We start from the raw sequence: 25,466 nt of genomic DNA on the forward strand, positions 1-25,466 counted from the left end.
ATTTCTACACCCTTATAACAAAGGGTAAACAAAACAAGCCAAATGCGCTCTATTAAACCGTTTATCAGTTTGCGGCCCGGCGTGGATACAAAAAATGTGCAGGGACACAAACATAAACAGAAACTATCTGAGACATGTGGTGAGACACTGCCGTTCTAAAAAAACAGCCTGCGCTTTTGCGGATGTAGAATCATGGATGCGAATCTTGCCAAAAGTGAAGGCTCAGATATAAATCCTGCAAAAATTCTATTTATTATCTTATACAACAGTAAAATCGCTGTGTCAAGACTAAAATCGCGAAACTGAAAAATCGTGGCGGGATTGCAAAATAATACGGCTTGTGCCGCCGTAGTACCGTATTTCATGCGGCTTATGAGATTGTTTTGATTAAGAGAGACGCAGGCATTGCGTCTCTGCGAAATTTACATCTCCTGCTTATGTTTAACCTTATCATTCGAGGCTGTCTGTCAGCCAGTTCGTTTGGAATATTGAGAAATCAGAATTATTTATGCCGCTGTTTTGCGTGCTGAGGTTGCATTCGGGGTTATACCTTTCCATTCCGGGTGAAGCAAGCCAGGAATCCGCCATAAATATGTAATCATTGATGCCTACAAAACAGTCATCGTCAAAGTCTCCGCTCAGCGGTTCTACGGGGTATCGTTTGAAAAACTGGATTGCAGGAACTCCATTTGCTACCTTAAGTCCGCCAAGTCCGGCAGCGGCAGAGTCGCTCCAGTTGACGGGATTGGTTTCGCTGTCAGTGTAGGAGAAAACCACTCGAGTGTCGGCTTCTTGTTTTAACATGCTTTGAGTGGCGGCGGCAGCGGCGGCCTGCGAGATTGAGACATCTATAAGCAGATTTGATGTGCCGTTGTAGTAGAAGCTGTTCTGGAAATCGATTCTCCACCAACCCTCTGTCTGCGCGGCTTCTGTGAAACCGCTGTAAACAACAGTCCAGCCGGCAGTTTCAAAGTAGGGCGGGCCTGAATAGTAATCACGAGAAGTTTCTTTGATTCTTATGGTAAGTGCATCTATATCCTGTACAGGTATCTGCCTTAGGTCAAAAGCGATGGCGTTTATATCCCCTGCGTCTCCAATATCTGTCGATGTATAGATTGTCTGTACTCTGGCATGTTTGTTTTCTGTCCATATCGGCCAGTTGCCGTAGTAGTTGTTGTGCGGGTATTCGTGAGTATTGAGATTGTCAACGTTTATCGTTACCGTCTGCGGCTGGGACCGGCCGCCTGAGGGGGCTGTGCCGCCGTCGTCTGCCGAGAATTCAAAGGAATTTTCCCCGCCAAAAGTAGGGCAGGGCGCATAGGTGAGTGTGTCGCTGTATGAGGGCAGCTGGTACGGGAGGGCTGTTATCATATTATTGTTGATATCAAAAAGCCTGCCGTTGGCGGGCAGTGAATTCACAATGTAACTGACTGCCCCGGGCGGGCTGGGCAGGCCGTCATCAAGTGCCTTGAGCTTTATCAGTGCGGTGTCTATCGATTCAACATGTACCTGTTGGGTCTGCGCGACCGGCGGAGTGGGGTTTGTCGCCGCGAAATCAACCCCCCAGAGATTGCCCGTAGTGCCAAGGTAGTCCTGAGAATTTCCGGTAGCCGCTGTCTGCTGTATAAAAGCAAAACCCTGGGCGTAGGCACTCAATGTATAACTCGTGTTTGATGGAATACCGGCAAAGGCGTATATGCCATTTACGCCGGTTGTGGTTTGTAATGTAGAAGTGTCTGGAAATTCTAAAGTTACGGCCGCTCCCTCGATCGGGACACCGCCGGCGTAATGTACACGCCCGCTGATTATTTCTCCCTGTTTGTCGGGAAACATATTATAGCAAATTCTTTGAACAGTATCGTACTGGTAGTATTGAGCGTCAATGTCGGGCAGGGCATACCACAGGTCGTCAATGCCCCGCCAGCCCATGTTAAGGTGGTGGTACATTGTTGAGAGGTTGTATCCGTAGCCGTCGGCCAGTACCGCGTGGCCGGCGTCGGGGCGGCTGATCGATATAATCACGGGGTAGCCCGCATCAATGTTGGAGTTGATCATATCAACGGCCGCTCCCGATATAACGGAATCACTGTTTACGCCGTAAACTCCGTCTGCATAACCAAATACAGATTTGAGCCGGTCAACGGCCTTTTTTGTGTCGGCCGAAGATTCAGCTTCTGTATAGCTCATTTCTACAGTTGCGCCGGCGTCAAAAAGCAACGCCCCGATTGCCTGACGCTGGTATTCTGGCGTCGAGGTATCTGGATCCAGCGGCATTGAATCATAGTTGTACGGGCCGCCGGAGCCGTCTCCGCCCATGGTTGTTACTGTCTGGGCGGCGCCGTCAACCTCTATGCTGAACGGGAGGGTGCCGATGCCCTGGACGGGGTATTGGTGGTAACGTATGTACTGTGCCATGCAGGTGGCAACACAGCCGGAGGGGTAGTTGTACGGTGTATAGTAGTTGTAGCAGGGGTTGGAGCTCTCTTCGCTCTGGCCCCATTTGGAAAGCGTCAGTGGCGGCACACGGACATCATCTACATTCTCAAGGCTGTATTTTTCGGCTTCTGTGCTGCCTGCATAAAGCAGAAAATCCCATTTGCCCGGGTTCCGGCCAGTGCCGGCGGTCTTGAGGTAAGATTCGTTTAACTGCCATGCCCAAAGACGTTTAGAGATATCGTTTTTGATGATAGAAGCTAATTCATTCGATGCGAATCCCATGAAACTGCCGTTTTGGCTGAAGGCGATAACAGGTTCAAGCCGGTCATCAGCGCTCATATAAATAAAGCCATCCGGGATCAGGTTAATGACATGAAAGATCGCTGTTCGGCTGTCGCCGTATTCGGTGAATATTTCTCCCGGGGTTTGGGCAAGCCGGCAGCCCAGATGGGTTTGGGACGATTTCAGCCAGCCTTTGGCCGCTGTGCGGGCCGTCTCCGGTGATACGGTATCTGCCGGCGATAGGGGGATCAACGCCGCCAGAATAAAACATGCGGTAAACATACGATTACAGGTGCTCATGTCGGGTCTCCTGGAATAAAACTTTTATATTTATTTAATGCCGCAAATTCCATTTGTCAAGTTAATGGTAAAATATTTGATTCCGGATATAAATTAAGATATAATCATCTTTTTAATAATACATTGCAATAATCAAACGGACACGATAATCATGAGGAATTGTATAATATTAGCGGGTTTTGCCTTTGTATGCGTTTTTGCAGGCGGCTGCATTGAGCGTGAGCTTACTGTTAACACGCGGCCCGAAGGCGCAAAGGTGGTACTTAACGATGAGGAGATAGGCATTTCTCCTGTGACTGTATCTTTCAACTGGTACGGCACTTACAAAGTTGATATAACAAAGAAAGGCTATGAAAGCATAAATACTTCAAAGAAGCTCAAGAGGCCGCGAGAGGATTATTTTCCGTTTGATCTATTTGCCGATATTTTTTCAAAGCCAGGCACAGTAAGAAGTTATACTTGGGATTTTGAGCTTTCTGCTTATCAGCCGCCGCAAAGGCAGGAAATTATCAACAGAGCCGACCAGATGAAGACAATGGCACAGGACTCCATCGGCGATACTTCCGATTAGTGTAATATAAGACCTTTTGAAAGGTGAAGATAACAAATAATTTCATTGAATACTGGACAAGCCCAGACTCGCTTCTATAATGTTTTGTTTTTCAATTGTAACGAACGGGATTCTATATATAAATGACAAATGATGTTGTAAATCTGCCGGGTTATTCAATAATCCGTAAAATAGGTACGGGCGCTCGTACTGTCATATATCTTGCGAATCAGGAGAGTGACAATACGCAGGTGGCTTTGAAAAGAGCGGTTTTGGAAACCGCCGACGATAATCGTATCTTCGAGCAGATCAAGACAGAGCACATGGTTGCCGGAAAGATAGATGATCCGTATATTCGCAAGACTTACAAGATTATCCGCAGACGCAAGAAAATCGTCAAAGTCAACGAAATGTATATGGTAATGGAATATGTTGACGGCAAGCCTCTGGAGGATTGCCATTCGTTAAGTCTGGTGGATATCCTGCTTATATTCCGTATGGCGGCAGTGGGCCTGCGTTCAATGCACATGAGCGGTTTTGTACATTGTGATATAAAGCCAAACAACATCCTGCTTCTTGCAAACGGCTATGTCAAGATAATAGACCTTGGCCAGAGCTGTGAGATAGGCACGATTAAAAAACGTGTCCAGGGCACACCGGATTTTATTGCGCCTGAGCAGGTACGCAAACTGCCGATGGGGCCCAAAACCGACGTGTTTAATCTTGGTGCCACTATGTATTGGGCCCTGACCGGCAAGAATGTCCCTACGCTCATAAATCAGCAGAGCGACCTTGGTTCGATTGCCCGGCGCAAAGAATACCTGGCGCCGCACCAGATTTACAAACAAATTCCGCTGGGTGTGTCCAATTTTGTGATGCAGTGCGTTCGGGAAGAAATGCAGGAAAGACCTGCGACGATGAATGAATTTATATCCAGAATCGAAACGTTTATACACAGTATCATGAATAAACGGAAAGCAAAAAATGGTTGATGCTGTTGCGCTATACCGACAGGCCGCATCATGCAATCGCAACGACAAATACCGCAAGGGTAATGTTGTGTATCTGCCCCCGCACGGCAGGCTGATTGTTTCCGGCGATCTGCATGGCAACAGATGCAATTTTAGGGATATCCTCAATTACGCCGATTTAGAGGCTAACCCCGATACCCACCTGATTTTACAGGAAATTGTGCACGGCGGCCCGTCTGACGAGATGGGAGGCTGTCTCTCGTTTCAGCTTGTTCTAAGGGCGGCGCAGCTCAAATGCAGGTTCCCCGAGCAGGTTCACTTCCTGATGGGCAACCATGATATGTCTGTTATGCTGGACTCCGAGGTGCTCAAAGACGGCAAGGAAATGAACGAATCGATGAAAAACGCCATCGACCGAAAATACGGCGAAGACGCGGAGATGGTAGTTCTCCAGATGAAACAGTTCCTCTTCTCTCAGCCGCTGGCTATTCGTACTTCGGACGATATATTTATGAGCCATTCACTGCCGGCGGACAGGTTTGTTGACAGCTTTGACCCGGAAGTGCTTGAGCGGCGGCTGCAGCTTGAAGATATGCGGAGGCCCAATTCGGCATATCTGCTCTGCTGGGGCAGGAACCAGAGCGAAGAAACTGTAAACAAAATGGCTCAAATGCTCAATGCCAGGTTTTTTATACTTGGCCATCAGAGACAGAAGGACGGATTCAGCCGGCACGGAAGCAGGGCGGTAATAATCGCTTCAGACCATTATAACGGCGTCATAGCCGACATTGATCTGGAAAAAGAGAACACCATGGAAGATGTTATCAGGTCTATCAAATTTATTTCCTGCTTGGAATAAAGATGGCAGGCTTTTTCTTTGGTACTATCTATCTAAATGCGATCGTAGAGCAAATTCACGAATTTGCTCCCCTAAATAGGGACAGTTACCCTTTTAAGAGCGATTTGCCGCGTTTTTTATTGACACGGGCCGGCAGGCCAAAGACACTTAAAAAGAAAGGCAAGGATGCAAAAAAAAATAAAAATACAAACTTAATGGGTAACTGTCCCCCGTTTCTTGGTCAGATTTTACAACAATTTCATAAGGATTGAGTAAGACATGGATGCGAATATACGAGATTTAATTTTATCTAAAAACCTAAAATTATCTGATTGTATAAAATTAGATAGACCCTGGGCCAAAATGGCATTTAGATATAAAAAAATACGAAAAAAAGCTAAAAATGAAAATCCACCAGGAGAAAATCTGTTTCTATGTGGCTTACTGCAATCATTAGTTTCAAAAGATAGAAGCTATCTTGATAATGTGGTTAAATTTGTCAGGGGAAATATTCCTGAAGACAAGCTATTATGTTTAGCGGGTATGGCCTTAGTGGATATCGGCCATTACGATGATGGTATTTGTATGTTAAGAAAGTCGGTTGAGATAAAACCCTCTATTGAACATCTGGAAGCATTAGCTGGGAGCTTGGAAAAGCCTGAAGATTTACAAGAAAAACTTGAACTTGCTAATCAAATACTGGAAATTAATCCCGACGATGTTGATGGTTTAAGGCATAAAATATTTGTTTTGCTTAAGGACGGTTCTCTTGATGAAGCGGAGCTACTTGCCAAGCAGGCTCTAAGTATTGCCCCTAACAACCTATTGGCTAAAGATGTTTTCTGTGAAGTATTATTTAGGAAAGGTAATTATGCAAAAGCGTTGGAACTCTATAAAAACACATATAATTATTTCAACAGGTCGCATTTTATATGGCAACAGATAGCCATTTGTTACAATCAACTTGGGCAATATAAGAAAGCGAGAAAGGCTGGCAATAAGATGGCGAAAGCGGCTAGAAAAATCGGCATAGATTATGGTGAATCAGAATTGGATGCTTTTTGGCGAAGAATGAATGATTACAACAACTCCAAGTGAGGCTGTTTTAAGAAGAATTAAAAGGGTTCGGTCTCTTTTAAAATACAACATATTTTATTACAATGAGTTACATGTATTTTTAAAAAGTATTATCACCGACTACTTCTACGACAGGCTCGGCAGGCGGATAAAGAAAACCGTCGGCTCGTTGACAACCTGGTTTGTCTATGATATGATGGGTAGCATGGTAGCAGAAAGTGGAAAGAATGGGACGGGTTACTGCTGTGCGAGACTTTATGAGTGTCGGGCCGGAAGCCCGACCTACGGGGTAAATGCTGGGCCAGACTTTTCTTATTTGTGAAGTTAGTAATACGGTTAATTATAAAAACATCGCATCCTATCGGCCTTGGTAAATAATGCTGTTACCGACCGGACAGTATAGACGGCTGCAAATTCAATCGATAGTGAGTATATCAATGAATATAGGCGGGGGCAGTTATTTACCAGCCAGTGCGGTCTTTCTTGCTCAGCAGGTTGTTTGCAATATCGTTGTTGGTTATTTTCATCTGCTGCTGATCGTAATAGATTTTCGACTGTGTGCGTTTGGCGATGTTACCAAGCAATACAAATTCCGTCAGCCGTGCAGAATATTCAAAGTCGGCGTTTGCCTTGCGTCCCTGCTTTATTGCCTCCACCCATTCCGTCTCATGTGAAGTTTCTACCCGCCTTAGCATTTTGGCTGGCCGCTTGTACTGCTGCATCTTCGTTTCTGGAATTATACGCGGGCTGTCGGCATATATGCCGCACATTATCGTGCCTTTATCTCCTTTAATAAGCAGCCCGCCTTCCGGCGGCACAGTCCGTTTGTCTTCAAGCTCATCGGGGCGGGGCACCCGAATACCTTCGTACCAGTTGAGTTTAACCGCAGGCAAATCACCCCTTGGGGCAAAATCGAATTGAACAATCGAGCTGATCGGGTTTGTCTGGTCATTCAGGTTTGAAACTGTTGCGCTTACCGATTCAGGCTGTTTTAGCTTAAGCGCCAAAAACACCGCATCGAGCGTATGTACGCCGCGGTCTCCCATCATGCCGCAGCCGAAGTCATACCATGCCCTCCAGCGGCCGGGGTGATATGTGGGGTGGTAATCCCTGTACGGTGCCGGGCCAAGCCACAAATCCCAGTCCAGCCCATCGGGTACCGGCGGTTTTTCATCAGGTATGTCATAATGTGTCGTGCACCAGTAGGCCTGGCCTGGAGGATAGTACGCCAGCGAGCACCACCCGTCAACAGAGTGAACGTCCCCGATCGCGCCGTCCCATATCCATTCGCATACAAGGTTTATGCCCTCGCCGGAGTGTCCCTGTATGCCCATTTGAGTAACCACGCCGGTCTCTTTTGCGACACGTGCGACTTCCCTGGCCTCTGCAACGGTATGGGTAAGGGGTTTCTGGCAGTAAACGTGCTTGCCGGCCTGCATACAGGCGATTGTTATGACCGCATGAGTGTGGTCCGGTGTTGCTATAACAACCGCATCAATGTCTTTTTCCTTTTCGAGCATTTCGCGGTAATCCTTATATCGCCTGGCTTTGGGATACCTCTCGAAGATCTTTGCCGCATTTGAGTGATCAACATCACATAAGGCGGCGATATTCTCGCTCTCAAGGTTTTTGAGGTTGTAAGATCCCACACCGCCGATGCCTATGGCCGCTATATTCAGTTTATCATTCGCGGCGTTATAGCCGCTGCCGCCGAGAATATGCCGGGGGATGAAGCTGAAAGCCGCCGCTGATGCCGCGGTACCAAGTAAATTACGCCTGTTGAAACTGAAATCCGTCATTTTTTACTCCTTATAATGAAGCCTGTGTTTGCCAAACTGGTAACCATTATAAGTTTACATGACAATTTTTCAATGAAAAAACCGGACGGCAAGAGAAAATATCGCGGCGGTTACGAATCATTAGCGGCTGTAAATGTTGGGCTGAAAGTCCAAGTTGCGGTGTGGTAATAATCTGTCGGGCTGGAAGCCCTACGGGGGCAATAAAACCGGATTTTTGCGGGTTTTGGTTATGAAATGGAGCTGATGAGATTCGAACTCACGACCTCTTGCATGCCATGCAAGCGCTCTCCCAACTGAGCTACAGCCCCGAATTGGAGGGGATTTCAAATACCGTCGGCTTTGAAGTCCGCGAAATTTATCAGAAAACAGCATATATATCAACAAAAAAATCCCGGTATTCGAGATTTTTATTGACGAAAATGAATTTTTTGGACATACTCTTTATTCTGTTTAAGATTTTAATTTAGTCAGTAGTCATTATTTACTCTTATAGTATTCTAAGGAGAACGCTATGCCGGCAGGCAAACCAGAACAAAGCAGCGCAATGCTTTACGGAATGATTGTATTCATAATACTTTTTGTTGCTGCAACTGTATTTGCTATAATGTTTTATGTTAAATACAGCGATACTTCGACCCAACTCGCAACCCAACAAAGCTCAAACCGCGAGCTTGCCACAGGTGAAGAGGCCCGTAACGTCGGGCAGCTCATTGGCGATCGCGACGGCAGCTATCTCGGCACTTTGCTGGGCCAGTTTGACAACCTTTACAAACTTGCAACCGGTAAAATGGCGGTTGAGGAGCAGAGCACCTCGGCTAAACTTTCTATGGCGCAAGAGCTCGTAAATGATATGTACGCCGCGGTTGGCGGCGGCAGTACTGCTCCCGATGATGTCAGCCTTGCCTGGATTGCCTCGCAGCTACGGTCGCAGCGTGATGAGTACATGCAGCGGAGTCAGACACTTGCATCGACAATTGAGCAGATGAAAGAGGATTGGGACAACGCTGTAGCCAATTTCAGCGAAACCGAAGAGCAGCTGCTTGAGGAAAAAGCGATTTTCAGCTCGCAGGCACAATCCATGCAGAAACAGGTTGACCAGATTCAGCAGCTTGCCGACCAGGGCGCAGAGACGCAGATGAGTATGCTTCAGAGCCAGCTTGAGGAGAAAAATCAGAAGATTTCAGCCACATCCCAGCAGCTTGCCGAGCTTGAAGAGCTTTATTCAAAGAGTGAATCTTCCAGAAGAAGGCTTGAAGAGAAGATTGAAAGCATTAAACCACGGCCTGATATAGAGTTGGAAGCGTATAAACCTGACGGTTATGTGCTTTCTGTTGATGTTCAGCGCGGAATTGCGTATTTGAGCATCGGAAGCGACGACAAGATATATCGCGGCTTGACATTTACCATATTTGACAAGGCCAACCCCCGTCCCGAGGACGGCAAGGGCAAGGCCGAGGTCAAGGTTTTCGAGGTAATGAGCAAAGTTTGTGCCGCACGGATTATACAATCCCGTCCTGATTCGCCGGTCATAGAAGGTGATATCGCCGCGAACCTTATCTGGGACAGCAAGACACCTTACCAGTTCGTTGTTACCGGCGAGTTTGACATAACCGGCGACGGGAAAGTTGATTATCGCGGCAGAGAAACCATCATGCAGCTTATCCGTGACTGGGGCGGTATAATTTCAGACGAGATCAGCGTTAACACTGATTTTGTTGTAGCCGGCAACCCGCCGCGCCGCATTTCAGAACCGGAAGGTGAAACTGACAGCGTTGATCCGCTTGCAGAGGAGAAATATGAGCAGACTCAGCAGTCATACCAGCAATACAAAGCATTGCTTGAGAAAGCCGGGGATCTTTCCATACCGGTATTTGACACACGCAGATTTATGAACCTGATTGGATACAACACCGAGGCGAAACTAAGTATGCCCAAGATGTAAAAGCAGCAGAATAACAGCAAGTTTTTGCATGTTAGCCAATAGAACAAACCCAAAGCCCGGCCGTACCGGGCTTTTTTTAAGTAATAAAATCGCAAGAGTTGATAAATAAGGAACTAAAATGTCGCAAACTCTCACTTATAAGATACTTGAAAAACATTTAGTTGAGGGCAAACTCCAACAGGGTGAACCCATAGGCATAAAGATAGATCAGACTTTGACACAGGACGCAACCGGCACAACCGCTTTTCTTCTGTTTGAATCGATGGGCCTTGACAGGGTGAAAACCGAGCGAAGTGTCAGCTACATTGACCATAATATGAGCCAGTTCGGCCCTGAAAACCACAACGACCATCTTTACCTGCAGACAGTTGCCGCCAAGAGCGGGGCATACCACAGCAGGGCAGGCAACGGTATATGCCATCAGATTCATCTTGAGCGTTTCGGCCGCCCGGGTGCGACGCTGCTCGGCAGTGATTCACACACCCCCACCGGCGGCGGTATCGGGATGATAGCTATCGGTGCCGGCGGAATGGACGTAGCCGTAGCTATGGGAGGCGGCGCGTTTTACCTGACCGCACCCAGGGTTATTGGTGTTGAACTTACAGGCGAGCTCTCACCGTGGGTTGCCAGCAAAGATATTATCTTAAAGTTATTGAGCATACTTTCAACTAAGGGCAATGTTGGTTGTGTTGTTGAGTATTTCGGCCCGGGCGTTAAAAAACTTTCTGTGCCGCAAAGGTCAACGGTGACTAATATGGGTGCTGAGCTTGGAGTAACAACAAGCATATTCCCAAGCGATGAAGTAACCGGGAAGTTTCTCAATGCCCAGGGCAGGCCGGAAGCCTTTGAAAAGCTCGAGGCGGACGAAGATGCCCAATATGACAGGGTTATAGAGATAAATCTGGACGAGCTTGAGCCGCTGGCGGCATGTCCATCATCGCCGGACAATATAAAGCCGGTCAAAGAGCTTGAAGGGATAAATGTCAATCAGGTGATAATCGGCAGCTGTACCAATTCCAGTTTTACTGACCTGATGATGGTAGCTAATGTTTTAAAGAGCTATAAAGTTCATCCGCTTGTGGAATTCGCTATTGCTCCGGGCAGCAGGCAGGTTTTGAATATGATGGCGGAGAATGGCGCTCTTTCCTGGATAATTCAATCCGGGGCAAGAATACTCGAGTGCGGCTGCGGGCCCTGCATCGGCCAGGGGTTCTCGCCGGCTAATGACACTGTCAGCGTCAGAACATTTAACAGAAACTTTGCCGGCAGGACAGGTACAGTCGGCGATAATGCGTACCTTGTCAGCCCGGAAACTGCCGTCGCTGCTGCGATAACCGGCCGTTTTGTCGATCCCAGGAGCCTGGATACTAAATATCCGACAGTGGAACTTCCCGAAGCGTTCCTGATTGATGACAGTATGATTGAAAAGCCGCTCACGCCTGAGCAGGCAAAAACGGCAGAGGTGCTTCGCGGCCCGACGATAGTAGTGCCCGAATCGCCAAAGGATTTGCCGGATGTTCTGGACAGCAAGGTGCTTTTAAAGTGCGGCGACAAGATCACTACCGACCATATCATGCCGGCAGGTATGTACTTGAAATACCGCTCCAATGTACCTGAATACGCGAAGGTGGTTTTCAACTGTTTCAATCAGCCGGATGAGCCGACGTTTGCCCAGAGGGCGCTGGAACTCAAGTCAAAGGGAATCGGCGGAGTAATCGTCGCCTCGGAAAGCTACGGCCAGGGTTCTTCACGTGAACATGCGGCACTTTGCCCGATGTATCTCGGGGTTCGAGCGGTTATTGCCCGAAGCATTGAGCGTATTCACAAGGCCAATCTGATAAACTTTGCTATTCTGCCTGTTGAATTCGCTGACGGGTCTGACTATGACAAGGTCCAGGCTGATGATGAGCTGGTGATTGTTGACCTGCGTGATGCAGTCAAGAATGGTGATTCGGTACTGATTCACAACCGCACAAGAAATATCAAGTTTACGGGTAAACTTTCTCTTTCTCAACGCGACAGAGAAATTCTTCTCGCCGGCGGTCTTTTGAGTTATACAAAATCAAAATCGCAAAGCTGACACACAGAAATTTTAAGCCGGGATAATGCCAGATAAACCAACCATCGCAGTATTCGGTTCAGGGGCCTGCAGCCCGGGAGAGCCGCTCTGGGAAACCGCGTTTGACGTCGGCCGGCAGATAGCACAGGCCGGTTGGCGGCTTATAAACGGCGGCTACGGCGGCACTATGGAGGCATCTGCCAAAGGTGCTTCTGAGGCGGGCGGTGGTGTGTGGGGTGTTACCTGTGAGGTGTTCGGCAGGGCGGGGGCCAACAGGTACATAAAGAAAGTCGTAGACACAAAAGAGCTCAAGGAGAGGCTCTTTACTCTGGTTGAGCTTGCGGATGCCTTTATAATCCTGCCCGGCTCGACAGGAACATTGCTTGAACTGGCAAGTGTTTGGGAGTATAATAATAAGTCGCTGTTTGAAAAAAACAAACCGGTAATACTTTTAGGTGATTACTGGAGAACTGTGGTTGACTTTGTATGTTCAGAATCGCCGCAGACCGGCACGGCTCTGCTGGGGGCATCTAATCCGGCCCAGGCGGTTAAGTTGTTAATTGACTCGGGGATAAAAACATGAAGTCCTTAAAAATTTTGTTGCTAATTGCTGTTAGTGTTCTATCTGTTGCTCTGGCGGAGCAGGAATCCCGTCCTGCACGGCCGGGGCTTATACGTGACGGGGTCAAAGCAGAGGGGATTGACGGCAGAGTGGTTTTTGATGAGAAGAATGAGCATTTTGTTTTTATTCCCGATGAGCGTTTTTCTGACGGCAGCAGGTTTATCAGGGCGGGCAGTGAAATTGAGCTCTTGCAAAACAATACACTTGAAGCTGTGCTCAAGGGGCAAGAACAAGAGAAAGGGGAGCTGGGCGTAAGGTTATGGGGTACTTTTACAAAGTATAAGGATAAAAATTACATATATTTATCAAGGTATCTGCCCTTGAAAAAGATTGTCCGGGAAAAAGACGCTCAAACCGGCGACGACGCCGGGAGCAGTGATGATGAGGCCCAAACCAGTGATGATAAAGAAAAACCGGATAATTCAGACGAGTCTCTGATTCCAACTGATATCCTCAGTCAGATGGAGCCGGAAAAGGTTGTTGATGTTAAAAAAATGAAAGAAATGCTCAGTGCCGGCAATGACGCTGCCGTGACTGACCGGACGGTTATTGTTGAAAAGCAGGGTGAAAAATATCTGTTAAAATTTGACTCCTATGGGCAAAATGTCTCTGATGAGTCTTTTACCCTCCTTAGCAGTGAGGCTATGGAGCTTTTAACCGGTTCTATGCGTGATGCCCCTTACCGCAGGCGTTTTGAGGTTGCGGGAATCGCGACAGTGTTTCAGGGTGAAACTTATTTTCTGCTCCAGCGTTTCAGGCGGGCCTATCCTTACGGCAATTTCCCCCGCTGAGTTTATTGCTTAAAAAAAATTGGGTGTTAGTGGTGTGGTTTGCCGCTAAGTTCAATCCCGTAGCAAAATTTTAATTATTTTCGTTTGTTTGTCTGGTTTCAGTTTCAAAGGATCTAACATGAATAAAAACGCAGAATTGATAAAGTCGGTTATTGCCGATGTTCCTGATTTCCCTGTAAAGGGAATTCTTTTTCGTGATATAACACCCCTCTTGGCGGATAATCGTCTCTATCGGCTGGCTTCTGAAATGATGGCTGAACCTTTCAGGGACAGACCGATAGATTATGTTGCATGTGTTGAGTCCCGCGGCTTCATCTTCGGCGGTCTCATAGCCGAACATCTCGGTGCGGGTTTTATTCCCATAAGAAAAAAGGGCAAGCTGCCGCGTGAGACTGTTTCCGAGGATTACGGCCTTGAGTACGGCAAAGACACGATAGAGGTGCATACAGACGCGTTTTCCAAGGGCAAACACGTTTTAATTGTAGATGATCTTCTCGCAACCGGAGGCACTGTGCAGGCGGCGGCAAAACTTGTAGAACGTGCCGGCGGAGTTGTCTCGGGGATGACTTTTCTAATAGAGCTCAGCGAGCTTAACGGCAAAGAGCTGATTTCAGAATATAATTACGCCTCTGTAATTAAATACTGATACATTGGTCGGCATATCTGCCGCGGCCGCTAAGGCGGTAAATCCCGAGAAATTCGCGGGCTCAGGCTCTTATGATGTCGGCTATCTTCATCAGGCGGCTTATATTGTCTCTTTCAACTTCGCTGAGTTTGTTGTTAATCAGCCGTATAGTTTCATCAGTCTCCGGTATTACGACGTGCTCGAGAACGTTCACCCTCCGGCGGGTGCTCTGAAGCTCTGTCGCCAAAAGTCTCGCCTGTTTTTCCTTTGCGGCCAGTTCTATAAGTCTGTCAAAGGTTCTCTCCAGAGCCCGCAGCGCCATATCAAGCTCGCCGCTGGTGTTGCCCATACCGTAGCAGATAATATCCCCCTCAAGCTCCTTGGCCATCTCAGGTACCTTTACATTCATAACCGAAGCGAAATTAACGGCTAACGAAAATCTCTTTGTCGGAACAGAAAGGGCGGCCTTCATATCTTCAGGTTCTACTGTGGCACGTGCCATCATAAATTTGCGGGATGTTCGGAGAATTTCCTGCTCAACCTCTTTGCGGAGTTTGCCGATATTCCTTGATATCTCGACAAGGCGGCGGCTTAGCTCATCACGTTTCTGGCTGAGCAGTTTATGCCCGCGTCTGGCAAGGGAGCCCTTCTTGCGAAGGTTCAAAAGCTCCATTCTGGTTGCTGTAACATTCTCAGCCATCAGTGCTGTCTCCAGAATCGGCGGTTTCGTTCTTGCGGAACTTCGGCATGTATTTTTCAATCAGTTCGACATCAATACGCTTGAGCTCACTGTCTTCAAACATGCTGAGCAGCTTCCAGCCCAGATCCAGTGTCTCCTCGATAGAGCGGTTCTCGTAATAGCCCTGCGAGATGTATTTCTTTTCGAACTCATTGGCGAATTTCATGTAGAGCAGGTCATCATCATTCAAGGCGCCTTCACCGAGAATAGCGGAGAGCTCCTGTGATTCTTTGCCTCTGGAATACGCCGCGTAGAGCTGGTTGTAGAGGTCAGCATGGTCTTCACGGGTTTTTTTATCGCCGATACCTTTGTCTTTGAGCCTTGAGAGGCTGGGAAGTACGTCAACCGGCGGGGCAATAGATTTTCTGTGCAGCGAACGGCTCATAATAATCTGGCCCTCGGTTATGTATCCTGTCAAATCGGGAACAGGGTGGGTCTTGTCGTCTTCGGGCATTGTAAGAACGGGTATCATTGTAATTGAGCCCTTTTTACCCTTAATACGGCCGGCGCGTTCATAAAGACTCGCCAGGTCGGTATATAGATAACCCGGGTAGCCTCTTCTGCCGGGGACCTCTTTTCTGGCGGCGCTGATTTCACGCAGAGCCTCACAGTAATTTGTCATATCACTAAGAATAACAAGAACATGCATGTCCTGTTCAAATGCCAGGTATTCGGCTGCCGTCAGGGCAACACGCGGCGTTGCAATCCGCTCGATCGCCGGGTCATTTGCCAGATTGATAAACATTGCCGCACGTTCAATCGCTCCCGTAGCGGTCAGGTCATCTATAAAAAACTGTGCTGATTCAAAAGTTATACCCATAGCCGCGAAAACCACCGCGAAACTTTCATCTTTGCCCAGAACGGCTGCCTGCCGTGCCAGCTGAGCGGTCATATCATCGTGGGGCAGACCCGAGGCCGAGAAGATAGGCAGTTTCTGGCCGCGAACCAGCGGGTTGAGCCCGTCGATTGTTGAGATTCCGGTCTGGATAAACTCGTTGGGGTAGTCGCGGCTGAAAGGGTTGATCGCCAAACCGTTTATATCGAGGCTTTTTTCAGGTATGATATCCGGCCCGTCATCAGCAGGTACGCCTCTGCCGGTAAAAACGCGGCCTAAAATATCGCGGGATACCGCAAGCTCCTGCGGCTTGCCGAGGATTCTTACGACGGTCTCGTCGATATCGATCCCCTCTGTACCTTCAAATATCTGTACAAGTATATTTTCGCCGTCCACCTCAAGTATCTCACCCCTGCGGATCGAACCGTCTCTGAGCTGGATATCAACTATGTGGCCGAACTTGGCCTGTTCAACTGACTTTACCAGCATCAGCGGGCCGGCGATACTTGTAACTGTTTTATATTCTTTAAGCATATTTAATCTTCCTGCCTGGAAACGGGCCGAAAACGGCCGGTCTCTTTACATATTCTGAATTTCCTGGTCAATCTTCTGTTTAATTTCTTCAATACTTTCAATCTGTTCTTCTGGGATATATTTCGCCCTTGCTATGTCATCGGCTACCTCAAGCCTGAATACTTTGGATGCATCATGGCCTTTTTTCACTGCTTCGAGTGCCTTTTTGTGCATATAAAGTATGAGCTCAAGCATCGCGTACTGCTTTTTGAGAGATGTATATGTATCCACTTTGTGGAACGCGTTCTGGTGAAGGTAGTCTTCTCTGATACTCTTTGAGGTTTTAAGCGCGACCTGGTCATTAGAAGATATAGCCTCCGAACCGACAAGCCGGACGATTTCGAGCAGGTCTGCTTCCTGTTCAAGAAGCGCCATTGCCTCGGCAATCATCCCGTCCATTTTGCCTGCGATCTCATCGTCTTCAAAAGATTCCTTGAGATACTGTTTATAGAAGGAGTAGCTTGTCAGCCAGTCAATGGCGGGGAAGTGCCGCTGCTGCGCCAGTTTTGACTGAAGCGACCAGAACACCTTCACAACGTGCAGGGTTGACTGTACCACAGAATCGGACAGATCTCCGCCGGGAGGGCTGACCGCACCGATTATTGAGAGGCATCCTTCCCGCTCGGGTTTGCCAAGGCAGCTGACACGGCCGGCCCGCTCGTAAAATGAAGCGATCCTGGCACCGAGATACGCGGGGTAGCCTTCTTCGGCGGGCATTTCCTCAAGGCGTGTGGAAATCTCACGCATTGCCTCGGCCCAGCGGCTGGTGCTGTCTGCCATGATTGCGACCTTGTATCCCATATCACGGAAATACTCTGCGATGGTAATACCCGTATAAACAGAAGCCTCACGCGCTGCTACGGGCATATTAGATGTGTTTGCGATAAGAACGACACGCTCCATGAGCGGTTTGCCGCTTTTTGGATCTTTCAGTTCGGGGAATTCGGTAAGCACATCAGTCATCTCGTTGCCGCGTTCGCCGCAGCCGATATATACAACGATATCGGCGTCAATCCACTTGGCAAGCTGGTGCTGGACGACTGTTTTTCCCGTGCCGAAAGGCCCGGGTACACACGCCGTGCCGCCGAGGCCAAGCGGGAAAAAGGTGTCTATAACACGCTGGCCGGTAATCATTGCCCGATTGGGTTTTAGCCGTTTCCCCGGTTGTCTTGGTGTTCTCACAGGGCATTTCTGCATAAGTGTTATGTCAGCAGGCTCTCCGCCGGCCTGTTCTACCTGGCATATCGTGTCCTCAACGGTAAAACTGCCGCTTTTTAAGCCTTTGAGCTTGCCCGATACGCCGGGCGGCACCATGATTTTATGCAGCAGCAAAGAGCTTTCCTGTACCTCGCCTATAATATCGCCGGGGGAGACTTCTTCGCCGTCCTCTAATACTGGTTTAAATTCCCATTTCTTATCGCGGCTGAGCCCCGGAACAGCGTTTCCGCGTTCGATAAAGCTGCCTTCAAGCTCATAGAGGACATCAAGAGGCCGCTGGATACCGTCATAAATGCTGGAGACAAGTCCCGGGCCAAGCTCTACACTCAGCGGAGCTCCGGTGTTTTTGACCGGCTCTCCCGGTCCGACACCGGTAGTATCTTCATACACCTGTATGCTGGCACGGCCGCTGTCAAGCTCTACGATCTCTCCGATCAGATTGGCGTCGCCCACGCGAACGACATCATACATCTTGGCGTCTGTCATCTCATCGGCCAGTACTACCGGCCCTGAAACCTTAATTATTTTACCCTGTCCAAGTTCTGCCATATTATTACCTTTGGGGTTTATTGTTTTTCGTTTATCAAATCTTAATTGTATAGCCGCAAAACCTTCTGATAAGATTTCCGTTTGGCGGCATTAAATTTTATTCCTGTAAAATATCTATCCCTGTAGCCATCTTCAGCAGTCTGCCCAGCTGTTTCTGGGAGTAGCCTTCCGGTTCTGTCGTAAAGGGTACCACAACAACGCAGGGCAGGGGGTCTTTCTGGATTTCTTCGAAAATTTCACGTGTCTGCTCGGCTATGTTTTCAGCAACAACCACAAGGGAGTATTTTGCTTCTAATATCTGACGTGCTTTTTCTGCCGGCTCGTCCGTATCGGGCTCTACCGGATACGTTTCGAGCCCGAGTGCGGAGAAGGGCATTACAAAGTCCCTGCTGCCGATAACCGCTGCGTTGTTTTTTGTATTTGCATCAGTCATTTTTGTTTCCAAGCCTCTCGAGAATTGTTCCAGAATCCAGCATATTGCGTTTTGCCGTTAATATCATCCTGACATACCGGATTTCCTGCTGCTGTTTCCAAAGCCATGCTATAAGCGGCTGCTCGCCGGCGGTAACCAGAAGAGCCTGTTCGAGAAATGCCCCGATATGTTTTTCGCAAAGGGCCTCCAGCAGGTTAAACGAATCATGTTTGCTGTAATACTCAACACCCTTTTCAACAAGCCGTTCGTAGGGTGTCGGCATAAAGACAGAGGCAAACTGCTCTTCGCCCAGATCAAGAGCGTGTTTGAATAGATCGCTGTCAACAAATCCGTTTTCTATAAAGAGTTTCTCGTCAAGTGTTTCCGCTGCTTTTTGCCGAAGCAGTGTGCGGATATTGTCCAGATCTGTTTTGAGCCTTGTCAGGCTCATCAGGAATACAGAATTTATCTTGAGAGCCAAATCTATCTGGTATTGGGCGATGGCTTTGTCAATGACATTATCTATCCGCCGGATGTCTTTTTCTTCATAGTATGCCAGTATCGCGTTTTCCGCGGCCAGTTTAACATGCTCCGGCAGCTCGAAGAAATCTTCCTGTTCAAAAATCGGCTCAAAATTTTCCGCGGAGATGTTCCCGCCCGGGGCATAGTCGCTGCCGGCCGGTTTGTCATTCACAATCCGGCGGAGAACAAGCCTGAGATTTGTGAAGTCTGTCAATGTTCTGCAGTAGAGGCTTAGATTGTTATCAACACAAAGTTTCTCGAAGGTGCCGCGAACGTAATCACGCCTTGCGATAAGGACATCTTCCAGCTCCTTGAGGTTATTTATCCCGGAGCTGACCTGATAATGAGTCCCGCTGAGCAGTTCGGCCGCGGATTTGAAATCACGGGCATTTGCCATGTCGTTGAGCACACTGGCAGGCAGCGAAGATGTTTCCATGCCCCGTACCTGTGACGCGGCGAAAGTGTAACGCCAGTCCTCAGATCCAATTTCCGGATAATTGAGAATCCCAAATGTTTCAGGTAGAGAATTCATTATGAGAAAAGCTCTCCGGCAAGTTTCGGTTCCAGCTTCTCGCGTGCCGCCTGCATCAGCACTTCAAATGATACGTTTGTCCGGACTCCGCCTTTTGCAAGGATAAAACCTCCTGCGATGCCAGCTTTTTTATCTCTCAAAGTTATCTTTGCAGACTCGATTTGAGCGTTGATATCTTTTATAAAGTCCTCATTGATTCGTTTTTCCTCTTTGCCGATTATCATTTCGCAGTCGCCCTGAGGCCGGGCCGCCTTGACAAAAGAGCCTATCATTTCAAGGTATTTATCCTTGTCCATGTTTTTCAGCTCTTCGAGTGCGGCAGAGAATACCTGGTCGATTCCGTCTCGCTTTGCTTTCAAAATCATTCGTGCCGCGTCAATACGTCCTGATGCAAGCATCTGGCGTTTTTTCTCAGCAGCTCTTTTTTCGGCAATATCTTCGGTCTCAGACTTGTACTGCTCAATTTGGGCGGCGTATTTTTCTTTCATGCTTTCGAGCTCTTTCGAGTTCTCCTGCATGATTTTTTCCGCTTCGGCCCGTGCTTCGTCGAGTATTTTTTTTATAATCTTTTCGGCATCCATAGTCATTCACCAATTATCCTGTGTAAGCTGCCCAGTTGACACCCTTGAGTACCATTACGATCTGTATTACAAGTCCGAACAGTGCGTAGAGCTCAACCATAACCGCGTACATAACGCCGGCTTTGATGGACATTTCAGGGCGTTTTGCCGCCATCTGAATACCCGCGGCACAAACCCGTCCCTGATGGATTCCGCTGAAAAGACCGCTGAAACCCATGGCGACGCCGGCGGCGAGAATGATTATACCGTCGTACCAGCTTATCATCACCATTTCCCCTGCAAAGGCACCAAGGTTGAACATGATGAAGAAAGCACCCACAAGACCGTAGATGCCCTGTGTACTGGGCAGCGCAACAAGAATCAGGTTTGTAACATATCTCTCAGGTTTTTCTGTCAGAACACCCGCCGCCGCTCTGCCCGCGGCTCCAATGCCTATTGATGAGCCGGTGCCGGCTAAAAAGACAGATATTGCTACACCGATAAATGCTATTGCTAATCCAAGTTCCATAAAATTATTTCCTTTCTATAATTATTGCTTTATATGCTTTCTGTTTCTGTTATGTGTATGAATTTATACTGATTTTTAAATGGTGTAAATTCTTCGCCTCCGCCGTTGAAGAATTTAGGATAATATTCAACAAACTGAAGACGCATTGAGTGCACAAACGCGCCCAGCGAGGACTGAGCCATATTAAATAAGTGTCCGCCTATCAATACCAGTATCGCAAGAACAGGGCCGGCGTACGGCACATCACTGATAATACTTGCGATGATGTTTACCGCCAGTGCTATTCCGCCGGTGGCCATGCCCAGCGCCATCAGACGCAGGTAACTGAGTATGTCACCTATGTAGAATACCGCTGTAAACAAATTGTATCCGCCCATGCAGAGTCGTGCGGTGATGCCGCCTTCCCTGTGGCTGAACAAAAATATCCAGACCGCCGAGACGGCAGCTAAAACCTTCATCAGAGCTGCAGCACTCTTTGGAAGTATGCCGGCAAATGTCAGAGCTATGCAGATAAGCGAGCCTATCAGAACTATCCAGCTCAGCCGGTCGCAGACTGCCGCCCATAACCCCTCTCTGCGAAGGGCATTTACAAACCCGCAGCACAGGCCGAACATGATCTGTATCACACCCAGCGCGACGGAAATTGTCATGAATTTCATCGGGTCGCTCAGCGGCTCGAACCAGGTTATGCTCGTAATCGCCGAGCTGAGCCAGGTTATTTCGTATTTTACGGCCAGATCCATCAGGCTCGAACCGAACCAGCCGCCGGTTACTGCTCCGGCAAAGACTGTCAGCACGGAGCACATCAGCATTAAAATGATGAATTTCTTGTTCATCTGCATCTTGCGGATCAGCCATATAAACAGGGCGACCATTATCAGCCCGTATCCGGCGTCTGTCAGGCAAAGCGCGAAAAACAACGCGAAAAAAGGTGCCAGCAGCACTGTCGGGTCCATCTCGAGATAGTGCGGCATACCGTAGAGTTTTGTTACAACCTCAAAAGGTTCTATCAGACGTTTATTTTCTATCTCAATAGGGGGCTCTTCGCCCTTGGCCGGCTCAATTTCGCTTACAGTGCAGCCGTCGAAGGAGTTCAGCATTGCCTCGAGTTTTTCAAAGTCTTTTTTACGTGTCCACCCTTCGATGAAATATACCTTTTCAGAGACCGGCAGGTTCTGGTGGGTCTGGGCCCTGGCAAGCCTGTTGCTGAGGTAGTCGTAATATATCTGCACATCAAGCAGCTCTTTGGCGAGCTCTTGTGCCTGGTTTTTGAGTTTGCCCAGTTTGACTTCACTTTTGGCCTGCTCATTGAGAATCTCATTTGTCAGTTTTTCGATCGTACCCTTTTTGCCTTCAAAGAATACCTGATTGTAATCGAGGGCTCTGAGGTTTTTGTGGAGCTCGTCATTTTTGTCCGCAGGGCCGGCGAATATGCCGGAAACTATGTTGTTTTCTGAGCTTACCTCTTCGAATGCACAGCCAAGCTCGTCGCAGAGCTTTAGGGCTGTTTTCATGTGGCGTTTTGAGATTTGGGCCGGAAACGCGAAAAAATGCTCGAGTTTTGTAAACGTTTCCACCGGCTCTTTGAGGTTTTCCCACGGTTCCAGGTACGCTATGTGTTCGCCGCACTCATTTATTTTGTGGACTGTGCTGCTGATCTGGTCATTGAGGCTGTTTGCCTCTTCAATTATTTTGGAGGTCTTTGGCGAGTTGACAGTGTCGTTGTATTTCTTTTTGCTGACAACTCTGAGAGGCTTAAAGATAGATGTCAGCCGCGGCCCCTGCCAGTATTCTGCAAGAAATTCCGCCGCCTGGGCCGTTTGTGTTATCTGGTTCCTTAATTCCTTTTCACGGCTGGGTTTAGGAATAAGCTCTTCGTATTTTTTTGCAACCTGTGCCTGGTCACAGCTCAGAGTCTGTGCCAGACCGCTGTCCTGTAGTTTTTCCAGGACTTCGGATGCCATAGTTTTGTGGCAAAGAACCAGTATTTTGCTCATTTTGACAACTGACATTACTTATTCCTCAGCAAAATACACGTTAACTTTCTTTGGATAAAGAAGATACGAATTCGAGGACTTCGGAGACAGAATTTTCCATCTTTGCTTCAACCTGCTGCGATATCTCTTCGCACTTCTTTTTGGCTTGCTGCCGCATTTCTTCAGCCTGTTTAGCAGCCTCGTTCTGGGCCTTTAGCCGGCGGGATTCAATTATCTCTTTTCGTTCCGCTTCTTTTTCTGAGAGCTTTAGTTCCTGCTGGATCTGAGCCTTTTCAAGCTCCGATGCGGCATCCTCTTTGGCGTCTTTTATGATTTTTTTGGCATCTTCTTCTGCCTGTTTTATTCGTTTTACTAATTCCATAGTCCTGAAATTTTTATCTAAATATTTTTATATCTATGAAAACCGTATTTTCATAGAGAATTACAGAAATTATTATAACACATTGAAATTTATTTTCTAAGTTTAAGTGAAAAAAAAGATTTCAGGTCAAAGTTTTCAGCTATTGGCCCTTGCACGGCTCTCTTCCCGTCGTCTGCGACTTGAGAAATCGCCTGTAAATGAGCCGCTTTGTACTTAAACCATGCATTTAATTTTATTCCGCAATGATTTGTCGTCAAGAAATATATTCGTCTTTAAGGACGAAAAAACCTTTGCTGAAAGCCTTTTGAACACAATAAATCATAAGAAAATTTTAAAAATTAAAAAAAAATGTTTATTCTCCTTGACCTTTGCTGCGATATAAGTAATATTTCCAAACTCGTTTGCGAGACACTGTCTTTTGCAAACGTAAAGTTCTTTTACAAGTTAACAGTTGTACGTCAAATTAAGCGCCATGGAAGTGAGTCTTTCGGGGCACGGTTACGCAACACGCCGTCCCTGGGAGTATAGAAAACTAAAAACACAGGTGTGTTTTAAATTCTTGACACTTCCGTGCGTAGAAGTGTTGAGCCTAAAGTTGAGTGAGACTAATCCTCTCATTTAACGTCAATTTATAAGAACCGGATAATTTATTATCCGAGCCTATAAAGAATCAAATTGAAGAGTTTGATCCTGGCTCAGAACGAACGCTGGCGGCGTGGCTAAGACATGCAAGTCGAACGGTCTTTAGTTGAGAGTAATCGATTCTAAAGATAGTGGCGAAAGGATGAGTAACGGATAGGTAACCTGCCTTGTGCTCTGGGATAGCGTCTGAATGTTTACATTCTTCCGAAAGGGGCGGTAATACCGGATAATGTAGTATATTTAATGTATATTACCAAAGATTTATCAGCACATGAGGGGCCTATTCCCTATCAGCTAGTTGGTGAGGTAACGGCTCACCAAGGCGACGACGGGTAGCGGGACTGAGAGGTTGACCCGCCATATCGGGACTGAGACACTGCCCGGACCTCCACGGAGGGCTGCAGTAACGAATATTGGGCAATGGGCGAAAGCCTGACCCAGCGACGCCGCGTGCAGGACGAAGCCCCTCGGGGTGTAAACTGCTGTCAGGGATAAGTAAGACTGGTTTACCAGTTTGAACTGCCCCAGAGGAAGTCACGGCTAACTTCGTGCCAGCAGCCGCGGTAATACGAAGGTGGCAAGCGTTGTTCAGAATCACTGGGCTTAAAGCGTGCGTAGGCTGACATTCAGGTGTCCTTTGAAATCCCCCTGCTCAACAGGGGAATTGGGGGGCAAACCGGATGTCTTGAGGCCGGTAGGGGTGCCTGGAACTCTTGGTGGAGCGGTGGAATGCGTAGATATCAAGAGGAACGCCAGAGGAGAAATCGGGGCACTGGGCCGGACCTGACGCTGAGGTACGAAAGCATGGGTAGCGAACGGGATTAGATACCCCGGTAGTCCATGCCGTAAACGATGTGTACTAGACTGTTGTCAATCTGACTTGATGGCAGTCGCAGCAAAAGTGTTAAGTACACCGCCTGGGGAGTACGGTCGCAAGGCTAAAACTCAAAGGAATTGACGGGGGCTCACACAAGCGGTGGAGCATGTGGATTAATTCGAAGCAACGCGCAGAACCTTACCTGGGTTTGACATGTTTGTATGCCATTGTGGAAACACTCTAAGGCTGCCCTTCGGGGTGAAACTTACACAGGTGCTGCATGGCCGTCGTCAGCTCGTGTCGTGAGATGTTGGGTTAAGTCCTTAAACGAGCGAAACCCTTGCCGTTAGTTACCATCAGGTTATGCTGGGGACTCTAACGGGACTGCCGGTGTTAAACCGGAGGAAGGTGGGGATGACGTCAGGTCCTCATGGCCTTTATGCCCAGGGCTTCACACGTGCTACAATGGGCTGTACAGAGCGAAGCAAGACCGCGAGGTGGAGCAAATCGCACAAAGCAGTCCTCAGTTCGGATTGCAGGCTGACAACTCGCCTGCATGAAGTTGGAATCGCTAGTAATCGCGTATCAGCTATGACGCGGTGAATGTGTTCCTGAGCCTTGTACACACCGCCCGTCAAGTCACGGAAATCGGGAGCACCCGAAGTAGGCTTGCTAACCCGCTTGCGGGAAGCGGCTTCCTACGGTGAACTCGGTAACTGGGACTAAGTCGTAACAAGGTAGCCGTAGGGGAACCTGCGGCTGGATCACCTCCTTTCTAAGGATAATTATGGGGATGATGTTGAGCAATTGTGCTCTTTATAACATCTAAAAAACCCCAAATGTCAGCCATTTTCATGGTGCTTGACGACAACTGTTATTTGATAATTA

At 47.9% G+C, this 25,466-nt stretch carries 22 protein-coding genes, 1 tRNA gene and 1 rRNA gene; 12 read left to right on the top strand and 12 right to left on the bottom strand.

Going from position 1 to position 25,466, the window contains the following annotated elements; translation table 11 throughout:
• Positions 1-450 precede the first annotated feature (450 nt).
• Positions 451-3,018 carry a C10 family peptidase gene (locus tag SMSP2_RS00255; protein WP_146682034.1) on the bottom strand — a complete coding sequence of 856 codons (2,568 nt, stop codon included), beginning with the start codon at positions 3,016-3,018 and terminating at the stop codon, positions 451-453.
• A 151-nt stretch (positions 3,019-3,169) separates the two neighbouring features.
• Between SMSP2_RS00255 and SMSP2_RS00260 the strand changes: the two genes are divergently transcribed.
• The 6 genes from SMSP2_RS00260 to SMSP2_RS00285 all read left to right on the top strand — a co-directional run bounded on the left by SMSP2_RS00260 (position 3,170) and on the right by SMSP2_RS00285 (position 6,776).
• On the top strand, positions 3,170-3,589 hold the full coding sequence (locus tag SMSP2_RS00260) for a PEGA domain-containing protein (RefSeq protein ID WP_146682035.1): 420 nt from the start codon (positions 3,170-3,172) through the stop codon (positions 3,587-3,589).
• A 122-nt stretch (positions 3,590-3,711) separates the two neighbouring features.
• Positions 3,712-4,560 (top strand): serine/threonine protein kinase, encoded by an 849-nt coding sequence (locus SMSP2_RS00265; RefSeq protein WP_146682036.1) that lies wholly within the window; start codon positions 3,712-3,714, stop codon positions 4,558-4,560.
• A complete protein-coding gene (locus SMSP2_RS00270; RefSeq protein WP_146682037.1) occupies positions 4,553-5,398 on the top strand; it encodes a metallophosphoesterase in 846 nt (281 codons plus the stop codon). Before SMSP2_RS00265 ends, SMSP2_RS00270 begins: the two co-directional genes overlap by 8 nt.
• A gap of 2 nt (positions 5,399-5,400) precedes the next feature.
• Positions 5,401-5,649: a hypothetical protein gene (locus SMSP2_RS00275; RefSeq protein ID WP_146682038.1), complete on the top strand. Its 249-nt coding sequence runs from the start codon at positions 5,401-5,403 to the stop codon at positions 5,647-5,649.
• Between the two features lie 7 nt (positions 5,650-5,656).
• The gene (locus SMSP2_RS00280) at positions 5,657-6,475 is read left to right on the top strand and encodes a tetratricopeptide repeat protein (RefSeq protein WP_146682039.1); all 819 of its coding nucleotides are present in this window, start codon (positions 5,657-5,659) and stop codon (positions 6,473-6,475) included.
• Complete coding sequence (locus SMSP2_RS00285) at positions 6,453-6,776, top strand: hypothetical protein (protein WP_146682040.1); 324 nt, start codon at positions 6,453-6,455, stop codon at positions 6,774-6,776. The genes SMSP2_RS00280 and SMSP2_RS00285 overlap by 23 nt, the downstream gene beginning before the upstream one ends.
• Positions 6,777-6,915: 139 nt before the next feature.
• Here the strand turns inward: SMSP2_RS00285 and SMSP2_RS00290 are convergent, their stop codons facing one another.
• Together SMSP2_RS00290 and SMSP2_RS00295 are read right to left on the bottom strand one after the other, a co-directional pair.
• Positions 6,916-8,253 carry a Gfo/Idh/MocA family protein gene (locus tag SMSP2_RS00290; protein WP_146682041.1) on the bottom strand — a complete coding sequence of 446 codons (1,338 nt, stop codon included), beginning with the start codon at positions 8,251-8,253 and terminating at the stop codon, positions 6,916-6,918.
• A gap of 235 nt (positions 8,254-8,488) precedes the next feature.
• Positions 8,489-8,561, bottom strand: a tRNA-Ala gene (locus SMSP2_RS00295).
• A 203-nt stretch (positions 8,562-8,764) separates the two neighbouring features.
• Here SMSP2_RS00295 and SMSP2_RS00300 point away from each other — a divergent pair.
• From SMSP2_RS00300 to SMSP2_RS00320, 5 genes are all read left to right on the top strand, one after another.
• Positions 8,765-10,195, top strand: coding sequence for a hypothetical protein (locus tag SMSP2_RS00300; protein WP_146682042.1), 1,431 nt, complete (start codon positions 8,765-8,767; stop codon positions 10,193-10,195).
• A gap of 118 nt (positions 10,196-10,313) precedes the next feature.
• Entirely contained in the window at positions 10,314-12,275 is a 1,962-nt protein-coding gene (locus tag SMSP2_RS00305) for an aconitate hydratase (protein WP_146682043.1), read from the top strand.
• A 25-nt stretch (positions 12,276-12,300) separates the two neighbouring features.
• Positions 12,301-12,837 (top strand): LOG family protein, encoded by a 537-nt coding sequence (locus SMSP2_RS00310; protein WP_146682044.1) that lies wholly within the window; start codon positions 12,301-12,303, stop codon positions 12,835-12,837.
• Positions 12,834-13,667: a hypothetical protein gene (locus SMSP2_RS00315; RefSeq protein ID WP_146682045.1), complete on the top strand. Its 834-nt coding sequence runs from the start codon at positions 12,834-12,836 to the stop codon at positions 13,665-13,667. The genes SMSP2_RS00310 and SMSP2_RS00315 overlap by 4 nt, the downstream gene beginning before the upstream one ends.
• A gap of 118 nt (positions 13,668-13,785) precedes the next feature.
• The gene (locus SMSP2_RS00320; protein ID WP_146682046.1) at positions 13,786-14,313 is read left to right on the top strand and encodes an adenine phosphoribosyltransferase; all 528 of its coding nucleotides are present in this window, start codon (positions 13,786-13,788) and stop codon (positions 14,311-14,313) included.
• 61 nt (positions 14,314-14,374) lie between these two features.
• Here the strand turns inward: SMSP2_RS00320 and SMSP2_RS00325 are convergent, their stop codons facing one another.
• The 9 genes from SMSP2_RS00325 to SMSP2_RS00365 all read right to left on the bottom strand — a co-directional run bounded on the left by SMSP2_RS00325 (position 14,375) and on the right by SMSP2_RS00365 (position 23,119).
• On the bottom strand, positions 14,375-14,992 hold the full coding sequence (locus SMSP2_RS00325; protein WP_146682047.1) for a V-type ATP synthase subunit D: 618 nt from the start codon (positions 14,990-14,992) through the stop codon (positions 14,375-14,377).
• Entirely contained in the window at positions 14,985-16,400 is a 1,416-nt protein-coding gene (locus SMSP2_RS00330; protein ID WP_146682048.1) for a V-type ATP synthase subunit B, read from the bottom strand. The genes SMSP2_RS00325 and SMSP2_RS00330 overlap by 8 nt, the downstream gene beginning before the upstream one ends.
• A gap of 45 nt (positions 16,401-16,445) precedes the next feature.
• Positions 16,446-18,206: a V-type ATP synthase subunit A gene (locus SMSP2_RS00335; protein WP_146682049.1), complete on the bottom strand. Its 1,761-nt coding sequence runs from the start codon at positions 18,204-18,206 to the stop codon at positions 16,446-16,448.
• Between the two features lie 97 nt (positions 18,207-18,303).
• Complete coding sequence (locus tag SMSP2_RS00340; RefSeq protein WP_146682050.1) at positions 18,304-18,639, bottom strand: V-type ATP synthase subunit F; 336 nt, start codon at positions 18,637-18,639, stop codon at positions 18,304-18,306.
• Positions 18,632-19,672 carry a V0D/AC39 family V-type ATPase subunit gene (locus tag SMSP2_RS00345; RefSeq protein ID WP_146682051.1) on the bottom strand — a complete coding sequence of 347 codons (1,041 nt, stop codon included), beginning with the start codon at positions 19,670-19,672 and terminating at the stop codon, positions 18,632-18,634. The genes SMSP2_RS00340 and SMSP2_RS00345 overlap by 8 nt, the downstream gene beginning before the upstream one ends.
• The gene (locus SMSP2_RS00350) at positions 19,672-20,259 is read right to left on the bottom strand and encodes a V-type ATP synthase subunit E (protein WP_146682052.1); all 588 of its coding nucleotides are present in this window, start codon (positions 20,257-20,259) and stop codon (positions 19,672-19,674) included. The genes SMSP2_RS00345 and SMSP2_RS00350 overlap by 1 nt, the downstream gene beginning before the upstream one ends.
• A 7-nt stretch (positions 20,260-20,266) precedes the next feature.
• Positions 20,267-20,761, bottom strand: coding sequence for a V-type ATP synthase subunit K (locus SMSP2_RS00355; RefSeq protein WP_146682053.1), 495 nt, complete (start codon positions 20,759-20,761; stop codon positions 20,267-20,269).
• A gap of 29 nt (positions 20,762-20,790) precedes the next feature.
• Positions 20,791-22,773, bottom strand: coding sequence for a V-type ATP synthase subunit I (locus SMSP2_RS00360; protein ID WP_146682054.1), 1,983 nt, complete (start codon positions 22,771-22,773; stop codon positions 20,791-20,793).
• A 25-nt stretch (positions 22,774-22,798) separates the two neighbouring features.
• Entirely contained in the window at positions 22,799-23,119 is a 321-nt protein-coding gene (locus SMSP2_RS00365) for a hypothetical protein (RefSeq protein ID WP_146682055.1), read from the bottom strand.
• A gap of 672 nt (positions 23,120-23,791) precedes the next feature.
• Here SMSP2_RS00365 and SMSP2_RS00370 point away from each other — a divergent pair.
• A 16S ribosomal RNA gene (locus tag SMSP2_RS00370) occupies positions 23,792-25,353 on the top strand.
• Positions 25,354-25,466: the final 113 nt, after the last annotated feature.

It is taken from the genome of Limihaloglobus sulfuriphilus (assembly GCF_001999965.1).
Taxonomy (GTDB): Bacteria; Planctomycetota; Phycisphaerae; order Sedimentisphaerales; family Sedimentisphaeraceae; genus Limihaloglobus; species Limihaloglobus sulfuriphilus.

Bases quoted from the DNA above. Each gene is read 5' to 3' on its own strand.
- SMSP2_RS00350 (WP_146682052.1), bottom strand. From the start codon at position 20,259: ATGACTATGGATGCCGAAAAGATTATAAAAAAAATACTCGACGAAGCA.
- SMSP2_RS00260 (WP_146682035.1), top strand. From the start codon at position 3,170: ATGAGGAATTGTATAATATTAGCGGGTTTTGCCTTTGTATGCGTTTTT.
- SMSP2_RS00290 (WP_146682041.1), bottom strand. From the start codon at position 8,253: ATGACGGATTTCAGTTTCAACAGGCGTAATTTACTTGGTACCGCGGCA.
- SMSP2_RS00270 (WP_146682037.1), top strand. From the start codon at position 4,553: ATGGTTGATGCTGTTGCGCTATACCGACAGGCCGCATCATGCAATCGC.
- SMSP2_RS00325 (WP_146682047.1), bottom strand. From the start codon at position 14,992: ATGGCTGAGAATGTTACAGCAACCAGAATGGAGCTTTTGAACCTTCGC.
- SMSP2_RS00310 (WP_146682044.1), top strand. From the start codon at position 12,301: ATGCCAGATAAACCAACCATCGCAGTATTCGGTTCAGGGGCCTGCAGC.
- SMSP2_RS00255 (WP_146682034.1), bottom strand. From the start codon at position 3,018: ATGAGCACCTGTAATCGTATGTTTACCGCATGTTTTATTCTGGCGGCG.
- SMSP2_RS00280 (WP_146682039.1), top strand. From the start codon at position 5,657: ATGGATGCGAATATACGAGATTTAATTTTATCTAAAAACCTAAAATTA.
- SMSP2_RS00265 (WP_146682036.1), top strand. From the start codon at position 3,712: ATGACAAATGATGTTGTAAATCTGCCGGGTTATTCAATAATCCGTAAA.
- SMSP2_RS00355 (WP_146682053.1), bottom strand. From the start codon at position 20,761: ATGGAACTTGGATTAGCAATAGCATTTATCGGTGTAGCAATATCTGTC.
- SMSP2_RS00320 (WP_146682046.1), top strand. From the start codon at position 13,786: ATGAATAAAAACGCAGAATTGATAAAGTCGGTTATTGCCGATGTTCCT.
- SMSP2_RS00330 (WP_146682048.1), bottom strand. From the start codon at position 16,400: ATGCTTAAAGAATATAAAACAGTTACAAGTATCGCCGGCCCGCTGATG.
- SMSP2_RS00345 (WP_146682051.1), bottom strand. From the start codon at position 19,672: ATGAATTCTCTACCTGAAACATTTGGGATTCTCAATTATCCGGAAATT.
- SMSP2_RS00365 (WP_146682055.1), bottom strand. From the start codon at position 23,119: ATGGAATTAGTAAAACGAATAAAACAGGCAGAAGAAGATGCCAAAAAA.
- SMSP2_RS00340 (WP_146682050.1), bottom strand. From the start codon at position 18,639: ATGACTGATGCAAATACAAAAAACAACGCAGCGGTTATCGGCAGCAGG.
- SMSP2_RS00275 (WP_146682038.1), top strand. From the start codon at position 5,401: ATGGCAGGCTTTTTCTTTGGTACTATCTATCTAAATGCGATCGTAGAG.
- SMSP2_RS00285 (WP_146682040.1), top strand. From the start codon at position 6,453: ATGATTACAACAACTCCAAGTGAGGCTGTTTTAAGAAGAATTAAAAGG.
- SMSP2_RS00300 (WP_146682042.1), top strand. From the start codon at position 8,765: ATGCCGGCAGGCAAACCAGAACAAAGCAGCGCAATGCTTTACGGAATG.
- SMSP2_RS00315 (WP_146682045.1), top strand. From the start codon at position 12,834: ATGAAGTCCTTAAAAATTTTGTTGCTAATTGCTGTTAGTGTTCTATCT.
- SMSP2_RS00305 (WP_146682043.1), top strand. From the start codon at position 10,314: ATGTCGCAAACTCTCACTTATAAGATACTTGAAAAACATTTAGTTGAG.
- SMSP2_RS00335 (WP_146682049.1), bottom strand. From the start codon at position 18,206: ATGGCAGAACTTGGACAGGGTAAAATAATTAAGGTTTCAGGGCCGGTA.
- SMSP2_RS00360 (WP_146682054.1), bottom strand. From the start codon at position 22,773: ATGTCAGTTGTCAAAATGAGCAAAATACTGGTTCTTTGCCACAAAACT.